Origin of the sequence: Streptomyces sp. NPDC048352, assembly GCF_040651895.1 — a bacterium.
In the GTDB taxonomy this organism is placed as follows: Bacteria; Actinomycetota; Actinomycetes; order Streptomycetales; family Streptomycetaceae; genus Streptomyces.
In genome coordinates this window covers 24,532-43,001 of sequence record NZ_JBEZKZ010000003.1, presented here as the reverse complement: position 1 = coordinate 43,001, position 18,470 = coordinate 24,532, and the positions used below count along the sequence as shown (strand labels likewise).

The following is an 18,470-nucleotide window of genomic DNA, read 5'->3' as shown; positions in this document are numbered from 1 at the left end:
ACGGGAAGCAGGCGCGCGTCTGCCCTTATCCTTCTGCGCCCTCTCGACCCGCGACCAGGGGATAAGCCCATGACCCAGGCCACCTACGTCCGCACCGACACGATCCCGCTCGCCCAGCTCGTGCCGTTCCCCGGCAACGCCAAACGCGGCGACGTCGGGACCATCCTCACCAGCCTGTGCCGGAACGGGCAGTACCGCTCCCTGGTCGTCCGGGAGGTCGAGCCGGACCGGTACGTCATCCTCACCGGCAACCACACCACTCAGGCCCTGGCCGCCCACGGCCCCGGCGACTGCGGCATGACCGTCAAGGTCGGGGAGGAGGAACGCCCCTGCGGAGTGTGCGGCAATGAGATGTGGGATCCGGTCGCCCGCTGCGAGATCGTCCAGTGCGATGAGGAGACTGCCCGCCGTATCAACCTCGTGGACAACCGCTCGGCGGACCTGGGCACGTACGACGATCAGGCCCTCGCGGAGCTGATCGCTGGCCTGGATGACGTCCACGGCACCGGCTACACGGACGAGGACCTGGCCGACCTGCTGACCGCCATCGAGGAGGCCGCCGAGGAGGAGGAGCCGCCCGAGGAGCAGCCGGCCCCGGCCGCCACGGCCGGCGCCCCGGACACCGTCACCTCCGCCACCCCGGCCGCGGCCGGTGACTCCACCCCGCCCACGCCCCCGCCCCCCGGGCACGTGATCATGACGCTGACCTACCTCCCCCCGGACCGCGACGAGGCTGCCCGGCTGGTGTCCGTCGCCCGGGAGATGTTCCCGGCCGAGGGAGCCCCGGAGATCGTGCTCCGCGCGCTGCGCACCCTCGCGGCCGTCCTGGACTCCCGGCACGCCCACGACGGCGTGGTCACCGTCTCCGCGCTGCTCAAGGCCGCCGGGGTCGAACCCTCATGACCGCCGTAGCCCTGGAAGCGCCCCAGGTTCGCCGGCGACTGCGGCGCCCGCAGCGGCTGCTCACCCAGAACAGCGAGCTGCGCGAGGAACACATCTGGAACTGGACCCTGCCGGCCCTGGCCACCCGTCTTCGGGATGGACGGGTCGTCAAGACCTGTCCAGCGGCCGGGGTCTGTGCACAGGCTTGTTACGCGCGGAACGGTACGTACAACTTCCCCGGCGTCATCGACCGCCACCAGGCGAACCTGGCCTACGTGCTGGACGACCTGCCCGGGTGGCAGCGCCAGATGGCCGCCGAGCTCGCGCACCCGCGCCATCGAGGCGGCTGGATCCGCATTCACGACGCCGGCGACTTCTTCAGCGACCACTATCTGTCCGCGTGGCTGCGCCTGATCGCGTTCCGCCCGGCCGTGAACTTCTACGCCTACACGAAGGAGGTGAGCCGCTTCCGTCGCCTCGTGGAGCCGGCCCCGCCCCGGAACTTCCGTTGGGTGTTCAGTTACGGGGGCATGGAGGACCACCTGATCCGGCCGGGCGACCGCGTCGCGGACGTCTTCCCGGATGAGGCCGCCATCCTGTCCGCCGGCTACCACTCCCAGGACGCGAGCGACCTCCTGGCCGTCCTCGGCCCGGCGCCGGTCGGCATCCCGGCAAACAACATTCCCCAGTTCAAGCGGCGTATGGGTGACCGGTCCTTCCGCCAGTGGCAGGCCGAGCGCGACGCGAGGCGCCGAGGCCGCTGACTCCCGACCGTCCGGAGATGTTTTCCAGTCACGCCCCTGTTGCTGTGGCTGAAACCGGTGCCATGCTGAACGCGCGCCGCCCGAGCCTCCCCCCGGCCGGGCAGGTGCATTGGCCTCGCCGTGCCTGACCAGCACGCGGGGCCGCGCCGCCTCCCGGTCCTCCCCTCGGGAGGCCAGGCGCATGTCCGGCCCGGCCCGTCGATGGGTTCCGGTTGCCGATGCGAAGGTGATCAACTCCCTTTCTGATCAGTGGAAATAGTCACCCCAGGAGGCCGGTCCGCCCCTCCGCTTATCCTCTTGCGCTGCCATCACGCGACGAGGGGACCAGGGCATGTCACAGGCCACGTACCAGGGGACGGCACTCGTGCCGCTCGCCGACCTCACCCCGTTCCCCGGTAACGCCAAGCGCGGCGACGTCGCCACCATCCTCGCCAGCCTGCGCCGCCACGGGCAGTACCGCTCCCTGGTCGTCCAGCACATCGAGCACGAGCCCGAGGTCGGCGTCGACCTGTCCAACCCCCGTACGCACGCGCCTCGCCGGCGCCTCGTCGTCCTCGCCGGCAACCACACGATGGCCGCCCTCGCGGAGCACGGCCCCGGCGACTGCCGACGCACCTTCCTCGACCAAGGCCAGCAACACCCCTGCGGCATCTGCGGAAACGACCCTGCATGGGAGCCAGCCGCCCGCTGCGAGCTGGTCGCGTGCGACGAGGACACCGCCCGCCGCATCAACCTCGTGGACAACCGCGCGGCCGACCTGGGCGGCTACGACGCGGACGCCCTGGCCGAGCTGCTGTCCTTCCTGGACGACGACTACGGGGCCACCGGCTACCAGGAAGCCGACGTGCTGCGCCTGCTCGCGCCGCCCCCGTCGCTGGAGGAGCTGGCCGACACCTACCGGCACCCGGAGGACGAGGACATGTGGCCCGTCCTGCGCTTCACCGTCCCCCCGGAGGCCCGGGACGACTTCTACGACCTCACCGCCACCTGCTCCAACCCCAACGACGACGCCACCCGGTTCCGCTACCTGCTGGACCGCGCCCGCGCCGCCCCCACCCCGTGACAGCCCGCGTCCTCGAGTCCGCCCACTACCAGCAGGAAAGAGCCCCGCATGACCGCACAGGCCACCTACGTCCGCACTGCCGACGTCGCCCTGGACGAGCTGACCCCGTTCCCGGGCAACGCCAAACGGGGCAACGTCGACACCATCCTGGAGAGCCTCCGCAGGAACGGGCAGTACCGCTCCCTGGTCGTGCGGGAGATCCCCGACGGCCCGCTGATCGTCCTGGCTGGCAACCACACCATGCAGGCCCTCGGCGCGCACGGCGCCGGCGACTGCGGCAAGACCGTCAAGACCAGCAGCAGCACCAGGCCGTGCGGCATCTGCCAGAACGACCCAACATGGCAACCCGGCGCCCGCTGCGAGATCGTCCAGTGCGACGAGGACACCGCCCGCCGCATCAACATCGTGGACAACCGTGCCGCCGACCTGGGCGGCTACGACTACGAGGCCCTGTCCGAACTCCTCGCCGGCCTGGACGACCTGGACGGCACCGGCTACACCCCGCGCGACGTCGAGGACATCACCGCCCTGCTCACCGCACCCCCGGACGAGCTCGCCGAACTCTCCGACCACCACGGCGAGCCCAACGAAGACATCTTCCGACCCAAGATCAGCATGACCGTGGACGCGGAAACCTTCGACCGGTGGCGCCTCGCGCTTGACGCCCACCCCGGCAAGGACGACGAGGCCAAGCTCGACGGCCTGCTGGACGAGATCGAGAGCACCCGGGCCGCGGCCGCCACAGCAGCGGAGGCCGGGGCGTGAGCGTCCACCTCGGCGGCCTGGACCAGGACTTCAAGGCCCTGACCTCCTTCGCGTTCTGGCGCACGAAGGACATGCGCGACTTCACCAACAAGCTGGCCACCCCGGTCAACATGATCTTCGGGGACTCCGGCGCCCACTCCGCGCGCACCATGGGCATCCACCTGACCCTGGAGGACTACGCCGCCTGGTGCCAGAAGTGGGACACCCAGCTCACCCTGTACGCCAACCTGGACGTCATCGGCGGCCCGGAGGCCACGTGGCGCAACCAGAAGGAACTGGAGCTCGTCCACGGCCTGGAGCCCATCCCCGTCTTCCACACCGGAGACCCATGGGAATGGCTGGAGCGCTACCTGGACGAGGGCTACACCTACATCGCCCTCGGCAAGCTCCTGGGCAACCCCGTCAACGAGGTCCTGCCGTGGATCGCGAAAGCCTTCAAGATCGCTGACGGCCGGGCGGTCTTCCACGGCTTCGGCATGACCGTGTGGCGAGCGCTGCGGGAGTTCCCGTTCTACAGCGTGGACTCCTCCACCTGGGGCTCCGGCTTCCGCTTCGGCGTGATCAAGCTGTTCGACCCAGCGAACGGCTCCTGGACCAACCTGATGATGCGCGACCGGGACGCCCTGCTCAAACACCGGGAGCTGGTCCGCGCCCACCACATCAGCCCGATGAGCCTCGCCACCCGGGCCACCTACAACCGCACCGACGCCACCGTGCTCGCGGCCGTCGCGTGGCGCCGCGCGGAGGAGTACATCCGCGCCCGCCACGGCCCCATCACCATCCCGCCCGGACCCCACAACCCCGTCACCCGGGGCGGCCCCCGGCAGGCACCCCCCGGCCTCCACCTGTACCTCGCCGAGGCCACCACCACGAATCTCTACCGAGCCGCGGCCGGCATCCAGGCCGCCCGACAGGAGGCCAACACCTCATGACCGGCACCTCCACCACCCCGCCGCCTGGCGACGGGCCGGCCCTCATCCGCACCGTGGACGTCGGCCCCTTCGCGATCTACTTCACCAACGTCAACAAGGCCATGGGCCTGCGTGCCCACTCCCACACCGGGTCCGTCACCGTCGTCTACGACACGATCGGCCGCCACGGCTACCCCTCCTTCGCCGAGACGAACGCCGCGCTGGAGCGCCGGATCCACGAGCTGACCCGCCGGGTGTTCAAGGACGCCACCAACGAGGACATCGCGGACCGCCTGTGGGCCCACCTGGACGGCTACGTGGCCCCGGAGTGGGAGCCCTGGGGCGGCCAGTACCGGCTGCGCGCCGTCCACCTGGACGTCATCGGCGTCCACGACGACATCGGCCATGACAACTCCACCACCCGCTACACCGTCGCCCGCCCGCACGAGCAGGGAGCCCAGTAATGCCGCACTCCGTGAGCGTCCGCCACAACTTCGAGACCGGCCACCGCCTGCCGCACCTGCCGGGGAAGTGCCAGAGCCTCCACGGCCACTCCTGGTGGGCCGAGGTCACCGCCGAGGCCCCGTCCCTCGCCGGCGGCCTGGTCGTGGAGTTCGGCCCGTTCAAGCAGCAGCTCCGCCGCTGGATCGACCAGCACCTGGACCACGGCCTCATGCTCGGCCCGGACGACCCGATGCTGCCCGTGCTCCAGCAGTACGGCATGAAGATCCACCAGGTGCCCGGCTGGCCCACCGTCGAGAACGTCGCCGGCCTCATCGCCCACGTCGCGCAGGACGCCCTCCAGGACCTGGTGCGCGCCCCCGGCGCCCGGGTCACGACCGTCCGCATCTCCGAGACCCACGTCAACGCCGCAACCTGGACGGCCCCGTGAGCACCGTGACGATCGCCCTGGACCACACCCTCGTCGTACGGGAGGTATTCGGACCCACCGTCCAGGGCGAGGGACCGAGCTGCGGCCGGCGCTGCGCGTTCATCCGCCTCGGCGGCTGCAACCTCACGTGCGATTGGTGCGACACCCCGGAGACCTGGGACGCCCGCCGCTTTGACCTCCGGGCCACCCTCACCCGCCGCACCGTCGAGGACATCACCACCCGGGCCCTGGACGGCCTCCCGGACCTCGTGGTCATCACCGGCGGAGAACCCCTGCTCCACCAGCAACAGGACGGATGGCGCTCCCTGCTCGGCACGCTCCGGGCCGCCGGAGTGGAGACCGAGGTCGAGACCAACGGCACCCAGGAGCCCGACGCGCTCACCGCCCAATGGGTCACCCGCTTCAACGTCTCGCCCAAGCTCGCCCACGCCGGCGACCCGGAGGACAAGCGCATCCGCCCGCAGGCCCTGCGCGCGCTCCATGACACCGGGAAGGCCGCGTTCAAGTTCGTGTGCCAGGCCGCGGCCGACGTCCAGGAAGTCCGGCAGTTCGCGGACACCCATGCCCTGGACCCGTCCCGGGTGTGGGTCATGCCCGAAGGCACCGACAGCCCGGCCCTGTGCGCCCGGCTTGCCGAGATCGCCGACCCCGCCATCGCGGCGGGCTTCAACATCACCACCCGCCTCCACGTGCACGCGTGGGGCGACGAGAAGGGACGATGATCATGACCGCCACGACCACCGCCGAGCTGTACGCGGGTAACCCCGCCGTCGCCCGCGCCGCCTACGTGGACGGCGTCCGCGCCTGGCTCGCCGGCCGCGGCCTCGACCCGGACAGCCCCGCCCTCGTGGACACCCCGGCCCGCATCCTGCGCGCCCTGGAGGAGATGACCGCCGGCTACGACGAGGACCCGGCCGTCCACCTCGCCCGCACCTTCCCCGTGGACCACGACGGCGGCCCCATCGTCGTCACCGGCGTGCCGTTCACCAGCCTCTGTGAGCACCACATGCTGGTGTTCACCGGGCACGCGGACATCGCCTACCAGCCCCGCCCCGGCGACCCCGTGGCCGGACTGTCCAAGCTTCCGCGCGTCCTGGACGTCTACGCCCGACGCCTCCAGACACAGGAACAGCTCACCCAGCAGGTCACCACCGCCCTAGACACCCACCTGTCCCCGGCCGGAGCCGCGTGCATCATCCGCTCCGAACACGGCTGCCTGGCCACCCGAGGCGCCCGCAAGCCCGGCTCCGTCATGGTCACCGCCTCCTACACCGGCGTCTTCCGCGACGACCCCACCGCGCGCGACGAGCTCCACCGCCTCATGGCCCGCTGACCGGGCGGACGTGCGAACCAATAGCGACATGCGAACGGAGGTCACCCGGTGAGCGCCAGCAAGGCCAAACGCGCCCAGGTAGCGGAGCGCCGGAAGAACGCCATTCAGATGGTGCTCGCCGGCCTGGACTACGAGACGATCGCCGAACGCCTCGGGTACGCGTCCCGGGGCGCAGCGCATACGGACGTGGACCGGGCACTTCGGGCCAACCTCGCGGACCTCAAGACGGAGGCCGGGACGCTGCGGGAGGTCCAGGCACGCCGCTATCACCGGCTGTTGGCCGCCGTGTGGCCCAAGGCTCTGAAAGGCGACCTCAGGGCCGTGGAGACGGCCGCCAAGCTGACGGACCGGGTGGTCAAGCTGTACGGCCTCGCGGAGCCGGACAAACTCGACCTGGACGTCACCGGGCAGGTCACTGCCGAGGACCTGATGGAGATCATCCGCAACGCCCCGGCGGGTGAGGACGGCGATGCTGACGCGTGACGCCGAGGCCGCGTACCGGCGGCTCTCCCGCGCGGACCGTATCCGGCTCGCTCGGGGGGCGTCGGCGGAGCTGCGCCCCCACCTCGCCGCCCTGGAGCGCCGTGTCCAGGCACAGGAGCGGTACATGTATCGTCCGGCGGCCTGGGCGCGGGAGGTCATCGACTGGCAAGGCGGGGAAGGCATCACCGCCTACCAGGGCGACATCATGGAGGCCCTGGCCGAGTACCGTCGCGTCGCCGCACGCGGACCGCATGGTCTGGGCAAGACCGGCATGGCCTCCATGGTCGTGCTCTGGTTCGCGACCACGAGGGACGCGGCCGGGGTGGACTGGAAGGTCCTCACCACCGCGAGCGCGTGGCGTCACCTGTCCGTCTACCTCTGGCCGGAGATCCACAAGTGGGCCCGCCGCATCCGGTGGGACGTCCTGGGCCGGCCGCCGTTCAACGACCTGACCGAGCTGCTGACCCAGAACCTCAAGATGGAGCACGGCGCCGCGTCCCCGGTGGCCTCCAACAAGGCCGAGCTGATCGAGGGCGCGCACGCCGACAGCCTGTTGTACCTGATCGATGAGGCCAAGATCGTCCCGGATGCGACCTGGGATGCGATCGAGGGCGCGTTCTCCGGTGGTCGCATGGACGGCTTTCCCGAGGCGTTCGCCCTGGCCATCTCCACCCCAGGCCCGACCACGGGCCGGTTCTACGACATCCACCGGCGCGCCCCCGGACTCGAGGACTGGTACACCAGGCACGTCACCCTCGCGGAGGCCGTCGCCGCTGGCCGTATCAGCGAGGACTGGGCGAGGCAGCGCGCCCGGCAGTGGGGCGAGGACTCCGCCCTGTACGCGAACCGCGTCCTGGGGGAGTTCCGGGCAGCGGACGAGGACAGCGTCATCCCGCTCGCCTGGCTGGAGGCGGCCGTGGAGCGCTGGCAGGCATGGGACGCGGCCGGCCGTCCGGAGGTGGAGGGCCGGCGCATCCTCGGCGTGGACGTCGCCCGGTCCGGTGCGGACTCCACCGTGTTCGTCCACCGTCGCGGCCTCCTCGTCGCGGAGCTGGTCGCGTACGACCGGCAGGACACCATGCAGACCACCGCCCGCGTCCAGGCCGCCGTGGGCGAGGACGGGGAGGAGGGGACCGGCCTGGTGCCCGTGGTCGACTCCATCGGCGTCGGTGGCGGCGTGGTGGACCGCCTCCGTGAACTCGGCGTGCCCGTCCTGGCGTACACAGGCGCCGCGAAGACCAAGCAGCGCACCAGAGACGGGGAGTGGGGGTTCACCAACGTACGGTCCGCCGCCTACTGGCGGATGCGGGAACTCCTCGACCCCGCGTTCGGCGCGGAGCTGATGCTGCCGCCGGACGACCTGCTGCTGTCCGACCTCACCACCCCCACGTGGGACGTGACCACGGGCGTGCCGCCGAAGATCCAGGTAGAGCGGAAGGAGGACGTCGTCGCCCGCCTCGGCCGCTCCCCGGACCGGGGCGACTCCGTGGTCATGTCCTTCTGGGCGGAGAACCTCGCCTACTCCACGATCCAGTCCCCGGCGCAGCGCGCCGGCCGGCCGACGGCCGCGGCCTCCCGGTACGGGCGCAGCTTCGGCGGTAGTACGGCCAGCGGGGTACGGCGCCGATAGCGCCCCTACTCCTCGCCCTGGGGCTCCTCCATCGACAGGTTGGGCAGGGCCTCCGCCATCCTCTGACCCTCACGAGCGAACTTGAGGAGCGCCGCCTCCATCCTCGTGAGATCGGGGGTGAGCTGGGTGAGCTGGGTGAGGCCCCGCAGCAAGCTCTCGAAATGCGGACTGGCGGCCATCCGGTCGAAGGCCCTCGCGGCCAGCAGAGCGTCCTCCGGGCTCAAGGCGGCTTCCGGCACCTTGAGGATGTCCTCGGGCGCGATGGGGGCGGGGGGCTTGGAGTCCAGGACCGTCAGGGCCTTGTCCGCCGTCGGGCTCAACAGGATCCGCGTCTCCCAGGCGTACGCGACGGGCTCGTCAACGTATGCCAGGTGGCTCTCCGCGAGCAGCCACCGCACCGACGCCGTGAACCAGTGGTGGCCGCCGACCTCTCGACCGCTCACCCTGAGCACCCTGTCCAGCGCCACCGCCGTGGGCTTCCAGGACGGCGACCCGTACGGGACCAGCCTGGGCAAACCCGATTCTGTTGTGAGGCGCGAGCCGCGTACCAGGTGGTAGCGCGTGGCGGCGGTTTTGGCGGCCTGCAAGACCGTCGTGCGGACGTCCTCAGTGTCGAGCAGTGCCTGAACGTCCGCGACGCGGGCGTCCAACTCCGTGGCGAACTTGGTCAGGACACCGTCGAGCGACGTGAACAGGAAGAACCGATGCTCCATGCCGTGGATGTCGCTGTCCATCGGCTCGGGGAAGGACGTGCCGTCACCGAAGTCCTCCGTGTTGTTGCTGACGAAGTACACCACCTCGTCAGGGTGGGCGCGCGCGTACTCGACTGCCGTCAGCCAGATCGCGGCGTCCCGAGCACCGGTCTTGTTCTTGCCGCTGTTGACGGTCTTGCACGGCGCGATCAGGTTCGTCTCCCGAAACATGGCCTGCTGGTAAGCCTCGGGGGACGTCTCGATGACGTCCGTGATAGAGGAGTACCGCTCTCGCCAGTGCTTGCGTACGTGCTCGGCCGACCACCTCTTGGGGTGGGCGATGTGCGCCCAGGGCGTGGCCTTCCGCAGCTGGTCCACAGCTGCCATGGCCGAGTCGTGCTTGTCGCGGTAGGCCAGGGCCTGCTGGGCAGCGAGCTCCTCGACGGCGATCCATGGGGCTGCCACGCGCTCGACACCCACAGCTCGGATGGCGCGGAGTACGTCGGCGGCGGGACCGCGCAACGAGGTCGACTTGAGGATGTTCGCGTCCAGGATGATCAAGGGGTGTGGCTCCGTCTTCCTCGGCTCCGAGTCGTACGGGCACACCCTCTCAACTTCTGATCATCGGGGTGGGGGGATTCGACGCCTCCCGGTCCTGGCCCGCTGTTCTGCCGGGCTACACCTTGCCGACCCACCCGGTCACCGGCGGACGCTCGCCGGCTGCCACCACGTAGTCCAGGACGTCACCGACGCGGTCGGCGTCCTCGCCGCGGCCGTCCTCTTCGAGCTGGGTGGACAGCATCCCGAGCACCGGCACGGCGTCCTCCGTGATCTCGCCCGTCGCGTACAGCCGCGAGATCGTGCCGCCATCCCGGTGCTCCCGGAGGATCGCGCGCACGTCGTCGTCAGTCAGGTCGCTCATGTGGCCAGGCTATGGCCGGTGAGCAGCAGCGCGCGGGGGTTGGCCGAAGGTCATCCCAGGGGTGGCTAGGACTCCTCGCCCAGCAGTTCCGCCGGCACGAACAGAACGCCCACCACGGGAAAGTGGGGGCCGGGACCGTAGGCGATGCCCTCCCGGCCCTCCTCCGTGTCCAGCTCCACCAGCCGCAACGGCTCCTCGTCGCAGGGCGCCGGGTGATCAGCCATGCATCCACGGTAGAGCGCCGACTCCGGCCAGGCAGGGCTTTACGCCCGTCAGAGGCAGCGCACCGGGGGCGCCGGCGGCCGCGGGGTGCGTAGTCCCGCGCCGTCCGGACACTGCATCGGCATCACCACCGACGCCCCAGACCGGCACCCTACTGACCCGCCGTGATCAGAACTCTCGTACTGACCAGGGCATTTGCCCCAGACCCCCGGTCCGAGGTGTGGCCTATGATGCTCCGCCGATAACCGGAGGACCGCATTCCGCCTGGGGGCGAACCATGATCGACCTGACCGCACTCGCCCTACTCGGCTTCGCCGGGTACCGGGCCACCCAGCTCGCCGTTCACGACACGATCCTCGACCCCGTCCGCGACCGGATGCACGCCTGGCACGAGCGCCGACCGGACTCCACCGCCCGGGAGTTCGTGATCGCCCTCATCTCCTGCGTCTACTGCATGGGCTGGTGGCTCTCCGGCGCGATCCTGGCCACCTACCTGCTGCTCACCGGCCAGTTCGATGACGCGCCGCTCCTCATCCACGGTCTGGAATGGTTCGCGGTCGCCGGCGCTGCCGTGTTCCTCAACCGCGTGGACGACACCCTCGGCCGGGTGGGCTGATGACGCAGCCGCACAAGACGCTCAAGGCCGCCGCCGCCCGGTACACCCAGCGCACCGCGAAGACCTCCGCCCAGAACCCGGCACGGGCCCGCCAGGAACAGGCGTGGTCCTTCTACCGCACCCCGGAGGTGCGCTCCTTCGCCAACTGGATCGGCAACGCGATGAGCGGGGCCCGCCTCTACGCGGGCCGCCTGGGGCCGGGCGACAGCATCGTCAGAGCGCCGGACAACCACCCGGCCACACGCATCGTCTCCGAGATCGCCGGCGGCCGGGACGGACAGTCCCACCTCCTGCGGGAGTACGGCCGGCACCTCGCGGTCGCCGGGGAGGGCTGGACCGTCATCCGCCCGCGTGAGGGCGCCCCGCCCACCTGGCACGTCGTCTCCGTCCTGGAGATGAGCAGCAAGGGCAAGGGCATGGAGGCCCAGATCGACGGCAGCCCGGTGCCCATCCCGGCCGCGGCCGACAACGGCACTGACGACGCGGCCAACTCCCTGGACCCCGTGGCCATCAGGGTCTGGGACCCGAGCCCCGAACGGCACCTGGAGGCCGACTCCCCGGTCCTGGCCAGCCTCAACGAACTGGAGGAGCTGCGCCTCCTCGGCGCCGCCGTCCGCGCCGTCACCCTGTCCCGGCTCATCGGTCGCGGCGTCCTGGTCGTGCCGAAGGGCACCCGCTTCCCCTCCACCCCCGTCCAGGGCAGCGAGGAGGACGACCTGATCGACGTGTTCATGGAGGTCGCGGAGACCGCGATCCGTGACCCGTCCAGCGCGGCCGCCACGGTGCCGATCATCCTGGAGGTGCCGGCCGAGATGGTGGGCCTGATCCAGCGCCTCACCTTCGAATCCGACTTTGACGAGTTGGCGATCAAGCTCCGCGAGGAGAACATCCGCCGCTTCGCCACGGCCGCCGACATCCCGGCGGAGTTCCTGCTCGGCCTGGGCGACGTCAACCACTGGGGCGCCTGGGAGCTCACCGCAGAAGCGATTCGCCTGGGCGTCGAGCCCCGGCTGTCCGTCGTCTCCCACGCCTACACCGAACACTGGCTGCGCCCCCTGCTGGAGAGCGAGAACGTCCAGGACGCCGAGGAGTGGTCCGTCTTCGCGGACTCCTCGCCCCTGCGCGTGCGCACCAACCGCAGCGAGACCGCGCTGCGCCTGTTCGAACTCGGCGCCATCTCCAGCCGCGCCCTCCGCCGGGAGACCGGGTTCGAGGAGGCCGACGCCCCCACCGCCGAGGAACGCGAGCGCACCGACGGCGACCAGGACCAGGATCAGGAGCAGGAGGACCGCACCGTGCCCACCCCGCTGCCCGTAGACGAGGCCCCCGGCGAGCCGGACACCCTCCCGGCCGCGGCCACCCCACGCCCCACCGACGGCGCCCTCGCCGCCGCCGACGGCCTGATCTGGGCCGCCCTGGCCGCCGCCGGCCGGAAGCTGGAACGTACCCCCGCCTGCCCCCGCAGCGAGCGCGCACGGGCCCGCGAGATCGACCCGGCCCAACTCCACACGCTGCTCACCATCGACACCGCACAGGTTGACCAGTGGCGACTGCTGGACGGCGCGTGGGCCCGCGTCCCGGAGATCGCCGCCCGCTATGGCCTGGACCCGGACTGCCTCACCGCGAGCCTGGACAACTACTGCCGGGAGCTGATCGCGGCCGGGGTGGTCCACACCTTCGACGTCGTGCCAGCCGCTATCGGCAGGTGCACGGCAAGGACGACAGCGGCATGAGCGGCCCCCACAAACCCCCCTCGGCGCCACCTGATGCCGTGCTGCCGCTCACCATCACGTCCACCACCCCCACGGAGGAGTGGTGCACGACGTGCAAGGCATACACCCGCCTCACGGGGGAGCTGCTGGCACTCACCACCTACGGCGTGACCGCCCTCGGCCCCTGGACGTACTGCGACATCTGCGATGACGACCCCACCACCCCGAACGACCGGAGGCCCACCCGTGGATGAGGCCCTGCAGCGCGCCCTGGACGCCGCCGAGGAGGACGTCGCCGAAGCTGTCGCCGCCGTCCTCGCCGAGGTGGCCGCCGAGTACGCCGACGCCCTGGACGCCGCGACGGAGCTGGTGGCCGCCCGGTTCTCCGTCTCCCGCATTGCCGCCATGTGGACCACCCGCGTGCCGCGCCTGGTGCGCCGGCTCCTCGGCGTCGCCCAGTCCGCCGCCGAGCAGGCCGCCGAGGACGTCGACACCCCGCTGCCGGATGGCTGGGACGACCTCCCGGCCCGCTACGACGAGGACACCCTCCCGCCACAGCTCGGGGACTACGTGGAGAGCACCGAGCACCTGCTGCGCGCGGTCGGGGACCGCCTCGCCGCCGTGGCGGTCGAGGAGCTGGCCGCCGGGGTCAACGCGGGCGAGGACGTGGAGCAGCTCCGCGCGCGGCTGCGGGCAGCGTTCGCCCGTGAGGGGGCGCAGCTCGGGGAGGTCCGCGAGGAGCGCATCGCCCGCACGGAGTCCGCGCGCGCCTGGAACATGGCCACCCTCGCCGCGGCCCAAGCCCTCACCGGCCCAGACCGACCCCTGGTCAAGCAGTGGCTGACCCGCCGTGACCCGGACGTACGCGACGCCCACGAGCGCATCAACGGCCAGCTCCGGCTCCTCGATGAGCCGTTCACGGTCGCCGGCGTCTCCATGGCCGCCCCCGGCGACCCGACCGCCCCGCCGGAGCTGGTCATCAACTGCCGCTGTGCCCTGGCACTCGCAAGAGCAGACCGGGCCGCGGCCTACGAACCGTCAGACCCCGAGCGGGGCCGAGCCTTCGATTCCGAGGAGAGCACCGTGCACCCTGTGACGGCTGCCGCCGACGGCAGCCACCGAACCGGCGCCATGATCGCGCTCATGCCCACCGAGGAGGACGCTGCTCGGCTCGCCCTCGATGGCGGGGAGCCACCGGAGCAGCTGCACCTGACCCTCTTCTTCCTCGGAGAGGGCGCCGACTGGAACAAGGACCAGCGGAACGAGCTGATCGCCAACCTCCGCACTCAGGCCCAGGAACACGGCCTCGCGGACGGCCTGGTCCACGGCCGCGCGTTCGGCGCCAACCACTGGAACGCCGGCACCGACACCCCGTCCTGGGTGTGGGCCGTGGGCGACGACCGCGACCGCCCGGACGGCACCCCCACCCTGGAGTCCGCCCGCTGGGCCGCCACGTACGCCCTTGAGGACCGGCACGGCCCGGACATCCCCGCCCAGCACTCACCTTGGCAGCCCCACGTATGCGCCGCCTACAGCGACGACGCGGCGCTCCTGGCCGCCCTGGAGGAGCGGCTCGGCCCCATCACCTTCGACCGGCTGCGCGTGGCGTTCGCCGACGACCACACCGATATCCCCATCGGCCCCACGGAGGCCCCCATGGAACCCACCGAGACCACGGCCGCCGGGATGCCGACGCGCTCCTGGTCCACCCCCGATGACACCGCCCTCGCCTTCGAGGGCGAGGAGACCGGCGACGGCCGGATCTTCGCCGCTGGCTCCCTGTACTGGGAGAAGGGCCCGGCCCCGCTCCAGTACGCGGACGAGATGCTGATGGGCCACGAGGGCGCGGAACTCGCCGGCTCGATCGAGTCCTTCGGCCGGGACGGCTCCCGCATCACCGGCAAGGGCGTGCTCTACACCAGCCGCCCGGCCGGAGCCGACGCCACCATGCTCCTGGAGGAAGGCGCGCCCCTGGGCGTGAGCGTCGACCTGGACGACGTCGACGTGGAATTCGTGGACCGCACCATGAGCGAGGACGAGGACGGGTTCCTCGTGCTGGCCGCCTCCCTGCCGTCCATGAGCGTCATGCGCCTGCCGGACGACGCGTGGATGATCACGGCTGCCACCGCCCCGGAGTGGACCGCCTCCGGGGCAGCCCTGTCCCGCGCCCAGCACGCCGTCCAGCTCATCACCGGCCCCGGCGGCACCGTCTCCGCCGACGCGCTGCGCGCCGCATTCACCACCACCGGCGTCCTCACGGCCGCGGCCGGCGACCCGGACGACCCGGACACCGGCGTCGTCGTCCACAGCGAGCGCACCGGGGACTTCCTACTGCGCATCACGAAGGGCCGGGTACGCGGGGCAACCCTCGTCGCCATGCCCGCCTACGACCGCGCCCGCATCGTCCTGGACCCCCTGGAGGACGAGGAGGACCAGGCCGCAGCCGCCGTGACCGCCGCCGCCCCCAGCGAGGCACACCAGCGCGTCGTGGCCTACGTGGCCGCCTCTCCCGTGCCGGTCGGCGCCCGGGAGGTCGCCACCGCTCTCGGGATCAGCATGGAGTCCGCGCGCGGCCACCTGTCCCGCGCCGTGGAGGCCGGCCGCCTCGTACGCCTGGCCCCGGGCCTGTACGTCGGCTCCTCCACCATCCCGGAAGGCCCCGAGGCCACGGCTGCCGCCCTCGCAGCAGACGGAGAGGACCCAGGGCTCACCGAGCTCGTCGCGTCCGCCTGGACCGCGATGCAGGACCTTCCGCCCATGCCCGCCGACTGGTTCCGGGAGCCGACCGACGAGGAGCTGCCCCCGGGCAGCGGCGGCGTGCACTACGCGGCCGGCCGCATCTTCGGATGGGTGGCCCAGGCCGGGGAGCCGCACGCCGGGATGCCCGGCCAGAACCTGACGATCGAGAGCCTGGGCGAGATCGACACGACCCACTTCCTGCGCGCCCGCTTCAAGCTGGACGACGGCAGCCTCGTGCGCGCGGGGGCGTTCACCATGAACGTCGGCCACCACCGCGACGGCGCGGAGTGCGAGACCGCGTCCTGCCAATGGGACGACACCCGTACGGTCGCCGGCATCGTCACCGTCGGCATGAACGAGCGCGGGCTCTGGTTCTCCGGCGCGGCGGCCCCGTGGCTTGCCGAGTGGGACCGCACGGTGTTCGCCGGGTGCCAGCCCAGCTACCACATGCGCCAGGGCTCCGGGGGGAAGTGGCAGCTCCGCGCGGTCCTGTCCGTCCCCGTACCCGGCCACTCCTCGCCGCTCCTGGCCTCCGTCGCGGAGCGCTCGAACCTGGCCCTCGCCGCGTCGGCCGCCGCCGTCGCGGACACCCCTGCGGACACTGTCCCCGGACACCCGGACACCCTGTCCGCGCCCCTGTCCGCCCGGCCCGTGTCCGCCATCCCTGACCAGCACGGACACCGCCCGGACACCGTGTCCGGACAGGGCGCGGAAGTGGTGGACGCCGTGGCCGCGCTGCTCACCAGCCCGGTGTTCCTGGACCAGTTCGCCGGCGCCCTCGCGGACCGTGAGGCCGAGCGCGCCGAGGAGGCACGGGCCGAGCTGGAACGGCTGACGGCCGCCGTCGCCCCGGCCCGTGAAGAGATCGCCGCCGGCGTCGCCGGCACCAACCCGAAGGGACAGAGCTGATGCCCTGCTCGTGCCAGAAGAACAAACAGCAGTACGAGGTCGTGGCCGAGAGCGGGAAGGTCGTGTTCACCAGCGCGTCCAAGCCCACGGCCGACACCGTCGCGAAGCGCTACCCGAACAGCGAGGTCCGGGCAAAGGCCAAGACCGACCCCACGACCGTGAAGTAGGGCCCGCCGCTTGACACCTGCCCGCCGGGTTGCCCGGAGGGCTAAGATTCACCGCAGACGACTGCTGGTTATGGGCCGGGTCTCCAGATCACATCAATGGAGATCCGTCCCATGGACCCGTTCGAGCTTCCCGAGGACATCACCGCACTCAACGACGAGGAGCTGAGCGAGCTCCTGGAGGGGGCGGTCGCCGCCTTCGACGCCCGGTCCACGTCCAGCGTTGTCACCCCGAAGGACCTGGAGCAGCTCCGCGCGCTGGCCGCTGGTGTCGAGAGCATCCGCGCCGAGCAGGCCGCCCGTCACGAGGCCGCCACCCAGGCCGCGGCCGAGATCGACGCCCTGGCCGCGCAGGTCCGCGGAGGTGACCCGGAGCCGGAGACCCCCGCCGAGCCCGCCGAGCCGGCCGAGCCCGTCGCCGCCGACCCCGCCCCCGAGGCTCCGGCCGAGCCGGCCGAGCCGGTCACCGCGACCGCCTCCCTCGTCACCCGGCCCGCGCTGGACCTCTCCCAGGTGCGTCGGCGTCAGCCTCGTGTCCTGCCCCCGCCGCCGGCCCCGGGCACGCACATCACGGCCGCCGTGGACGTCCCCGGCTACACCCCGGGCGCGGCTCTCAACTTCGATGACGTCGTGCGCGGTATCAACTCCCGCGCGACCGCGCTCAAGACGGCCGGCGGCGGCGTCGGCCAGGTCATCAGCTACCGGCACCCTTACCCGCAGGAGACCATCGTCACGGACTCCTCGTCCGCGCCCGAGGGCACGACGGTGGCCATGACCGCCTCCGCGCAGAACCGTCTCCCCAAGGGCGACCTCGTCGCCTCGGGCGGCTGGTGCGCCCCGTCCGAGACGCTGTACGAGCTGACGGACAGCTCCTGCCCGGACATGCTGTGGGACGCCCCGGAAATCCAGCTCGCCCGAGGCGGGCTCAGGTACTACAAGCCGCTGTCGCTGGACGTCTCGTCCATGACCTGGGTCCACACCGAGGCCGACGACATCGCCGGCAACACCAAGCCCTGCTTCCGCATCCCCTGTCCGGACCCGGTGGAGGTCCGCTGTGACGCGGTCGGCGTCTGCCTGGAGGCCGGCATCCTCACGGCCCGGCACTTCCCGGAGCTGATCGGGTGGTACCTGCGCAACGCGATGGTGGCCCACGAGATCCGGATCAGGCAGGTGCTTTTCCAGCAGGCCCTGGCCGCCGCGACCCCGGTCAGCGTCCCGGCCACCATGGGAGCCCTGTCGGCCGTCTACGCCGCCATCGCCCTCCAGGCCGCCGACATGATCGAGCGCCACAGCCTGTGCGAGACCACGGCGCTGGAGGTCGTCCTGCCGTGGTGGAGCCGGAACCTGTTCCTGGCCGACCTCGCGCGCCGCAACGGCGTCAGCGTGGACGAGGTCACCACGGCCCAGATCCAGGCCCTGTTCACCCCGCTCGGCGTGCGCATCCAGTGGGCGCGCGGCCTGTCCCCGGCCGTCCCGACCGACATCGGCGCCCCGTCTCCGGCGCTGGACTGGCCGTCCACCCTCAAGTTCCTCATCTACCCGGCCGGCAGCCTCGTCATCGGCCGCGGCGAGGAGGTCAACCTCGGCGTGATCCACGACAGCAGCAAGTTCGTCACCAACGACTACACGGCCCTCTTCGCGGAGGAGTGCATCGCCCTCGTGGACCGGTCCGTCGACACCCGCGTCGTCACCGTGCCCGTCTGCCCGAGCGGTGAGACCGGCGCTCAGACCGCCATCCTCTGCCTCGCCGACGAGAGCTGACCACCTCCGT

20 protein-coding genes are annotated in these 18,470 nt (G+C 71.6%); 17 read left to right on the top strand and 3 right to left on the bottom strand.

Translation table 11 applies throughout. The annotated features are described in order from the left end of the window. Window positions 1-69 precede the first annotated feature (69 nt). The 11 genes from AB0D45_RS02535 to AB0D45_RS02485 all read left to right on the top strand — a co-directional run bounded on the left by AB0D45_RS02535 (window position 70) and on the right by AB0D45_RS02485 (window position 8,723). Window positions 70-903, top strand: a complete 834-nt coding sequence (locus tag AB0D45_RS02535) for a hypothetical protein (RefSeq protein ID WP_362454939.1) — start codon at window positions 70-72, stop codon at window positions 901-903. Continuing rightward, window positions 900-1,646 (top strand): hypothetical protein, encoded by a 747-nt coding sequence (locus AB0D45_RS02530; protein WP_362454938.1) that lies wholly within the window; start codon window positions 900-902, stop codon window positions 1,644-1,646. The genes AB0D45_RS02535 and AB0D45_RS02530 overlap by 4 nt, the downstream gene beginning before the upstream one ends. A gap of 331 nt (window positions 1,647-1,977) precedes the next feature. After that, window positions 1,978-2,709: a hypothetical protein gene (locus AB0D45_RS02525; protein ID WP_362454937.1), complete on the top strand. Its 732-nt coding sequence runs from the start codon at window positions 1,978-1,980 to the stop codon at window positions 2,707-2,709. A gap of 48 nt (window positions 2,710-2,757) precedes the next feature. Continuing rightward, the gene (locus AB0D45_RS02520) at window positions 2,758-3,474 is read left to right on the top strand and encodes a ParB/Srx family N-terminal domain-containing protein (protein WP_362454936.1); all 717 of its coding nucleotides are present in this window, start codon (window positions 2,758-2,760) and stop codon (window positions 3,472-3,474) included. Further along, complete coding sequence (locus AB0D45_RS02515; protein ID WP_362454935.1) at window positions 3,471-4,406, top strand: hypothetical protein; 936 nt, start codon at window positions 3,471-3,473, stop codon at window positions 4,404-4,406. Before AB0D45_RS02520 ends, AB0D45_RS02515 begins: the two co-directional genes overlap by 4 nt. Continuing rightward, on the top strand, window positions 4,403-4,849 hold the full coding sequence (locus AB0D45_RS02510; protein ID WP_362454934.1) for a hypothetical protein: 447 nt from the start codon (window positions 4,403-4,405) through the stop codon (window positions 4,847-4,849). Before AB0D45_RS02515 ends, AB0D45_RS02510 begins: the two co-directional genes overlap by 4 nt. Continuing rightward, window positions 4,849-5,277, top strand: coding sequence for a 6-carboxytetrahydropterin synthase (locus AB0D45_RS02505; RefSeq protein WP_362454933.1), 429 nt, complete (start codon window positions 4,849-4,851; stop codon window positions 5,275-5,277). Before AB0D45_RS02510 ends, AB0D45_RS02505 begins: the two co-directional genes overlap by 1 nt. Continuing rightward, on the top strand, window positions 5,274-5,999 hold the full coding sequence (locus AB0D45_RS02500) for a 7-carboxy-7-deazaguanine synthase QueE (RefSeq protein ID WP_362454932.1): 726 nt from the start codon (window positions 5,274-5,276) through the stop codon (window positions 5,997-5,999). The genes AB0D45_RS02505 and AB0D45_RS02500 overlap by 4 nt, the downstream gene beginning before the upstream one ends. A 2-nt stretch (window positions 6,000-6,001) precedes the next feature. Then, window positions 6,002-6,610 (top strand): GTP cyclohydrolase I, encoded by a 609-nt coding sequence (gene folE, locus AB0D45_RS02495; protein WP_362454931.1) that lies wholly within the window; start codon window positions 6,002-6,004, stop codon window positions 6,608-6,610. A 48-nt stretch (window positions 6,611-6,658) separates the two neighbouring features. Further along, window positions 6,659-7,093, top strand: coding sequence for a hypothetical protein (locus tag AB0D45_RS02490; RefSeq protein ID WP_362454930.1), 435 nt, complete (start codon window positions 6,659-6,661; stop codon window positions 7,091-7,093). Further along, window positions 7,080-8,723, top strand: a complete 1,644-nt coding sequence (locus tag AB0D45_RS02485) for a hypothetical protein (RefSeq protein ID WP_362454929.1) — start codon at window positions 7,080-7,082, stop codon at window positions 8,721-8,723. The genes AB0D45_RS02490 and AB0D45_RS02485 overlap by 14 nt, the downstream gene beginning before the upstream one ends. Before the next feature lie 5 nt (window positions 8,724-8,728). Here the strand turns inward: AB0D45_RS02485 and AB0D45_RS02480 are convergent, their stop codons facing one another. From AB0D45_RS02480 to AB0D45_RS02470, 3 genes are all read right to left on the bottom strand, one after another. Beyond that, entirely contained in the window at window positions 8,729-9,976 is a 1,248-nt protein-coding gene (locus tag AB0D45_RS02480) for a PIN domain-containing protein (RefSeq protein ID WP_362454928.1), read from the bottom strand. Window positions 9,977-10,091: 115 nt separating this feature from the next. Next, entirely contained in the window at window positions 10,092-10,337 is a 246-nt protein-coding gene (locus tag AB0D45_RS02475; RefSeq protein ID WP_362454927.1) for a hypothetical protein, read from the bottom strand. A 65-nt stretch (window positions 10,338-10,402) separates the two neighbouring features. After that, window positions 10,403-10,561, bottom strand: a complete 159-nt coding sequence (locus tag AB0D45_RS02470) for a hypothetical protein (RefSeq protein WP_362454926.1) — start codon at window positions 10,559-10,561, stop codon at window positions 10,403-10,405. Window positions 10,562-10,836: 275 nt separating this feature from the next. Between AB0D45_RS02470 and AB0D45_RS02465 the strand changes: the two genes are divergently transcribed. The 6 genes from AB0D45_RS02465 to AB0D45_RS02440 all read left to right on the top strand — a co-directional run bounded on the left by AB0D45_RS02465 (window position 10,837) and on the right by AB0D45_RS02440 (window position 18,460). After that, window positions 10,837-11,175, top strand: a complete 339-nt coding sequence (locus AB0D45_RS02465) for a DUF1360 domain-containing protein (RefSeq protein WP_362454925.1) — start codon at window positions 10,837-10,839, stop codon at window positions 11,173-11,175. Next, window positions 11,175-12,908, top strand: coding sequence for a hypothetical protein (locus tag AB0D45_RS02460; protein ID WP_362454924.1), 1,734 nt, complete (start codon window positions 11,175-11,177; stop codon window positions 12,906-12,908). Before AB0D45_RS02465 ends, AB0D45_RS02460 begins: the two co-directional genes overlap by 1 nt. Continuing rightward, window positions 12,905-13,141 (top strand): hypothetical protein, encoded by a 237-nt coding sequence (locus AB0D45_RS02455; protein WP_362454923.1) that lies wholly within the window; start codon window positions 12,905-12,907, stop codon window positions 13,139-13,141. The genes AB0D45_RS02460 and AB0D45_RS02455 overlap by 4 nt, the downstream gene beginning before the upstream one ends. Then, window positions 13,134-16,535, top strand: a complete 3,402-nt coding sequence (locus tag AB0D45_RS02450) for a phage minor head protein (RefSeq protein ID WP_362454922.1) — start codon at window positions 13,134-13,136, stop codon at window positions 16,533-16,535. Before AB0D45_RS02455 ends, AB0D45_RS02450 begins: the two co-directional genes overlap by 8 nt. Further along, window positions 16,535-16,702 (top strand): hypothetical protein, encoded by a 168-nt coding sequence (locus AB0D45_RS02445; RefSeq protein WP_362454921.1) that lies wholly within the window; start codon window positions 16,535-16,537, stop codon window positions 16,700-16,702. Before AB0D45_RS02450 ends, AB0D45_RS02445 begins: the two co-directional genes overlap by 1 nt. A gap of 111 nt (window positions 16,703-16,813) precedes the next feature. Continuing rightward, window positions 16,814-18,460 (top strand): major capsid protein, encoded by a 1,647-nt coding sequence (locus tag AB0D45_RS02440; protein WP_362454920.1) that lies wholly within the window; start codon window positions 16,814-16,816, stop codon window positions 18,458-18,460. The last annotated feature ends 10 nt before the right edge of the window (window positions 18,461-18,470 follow it).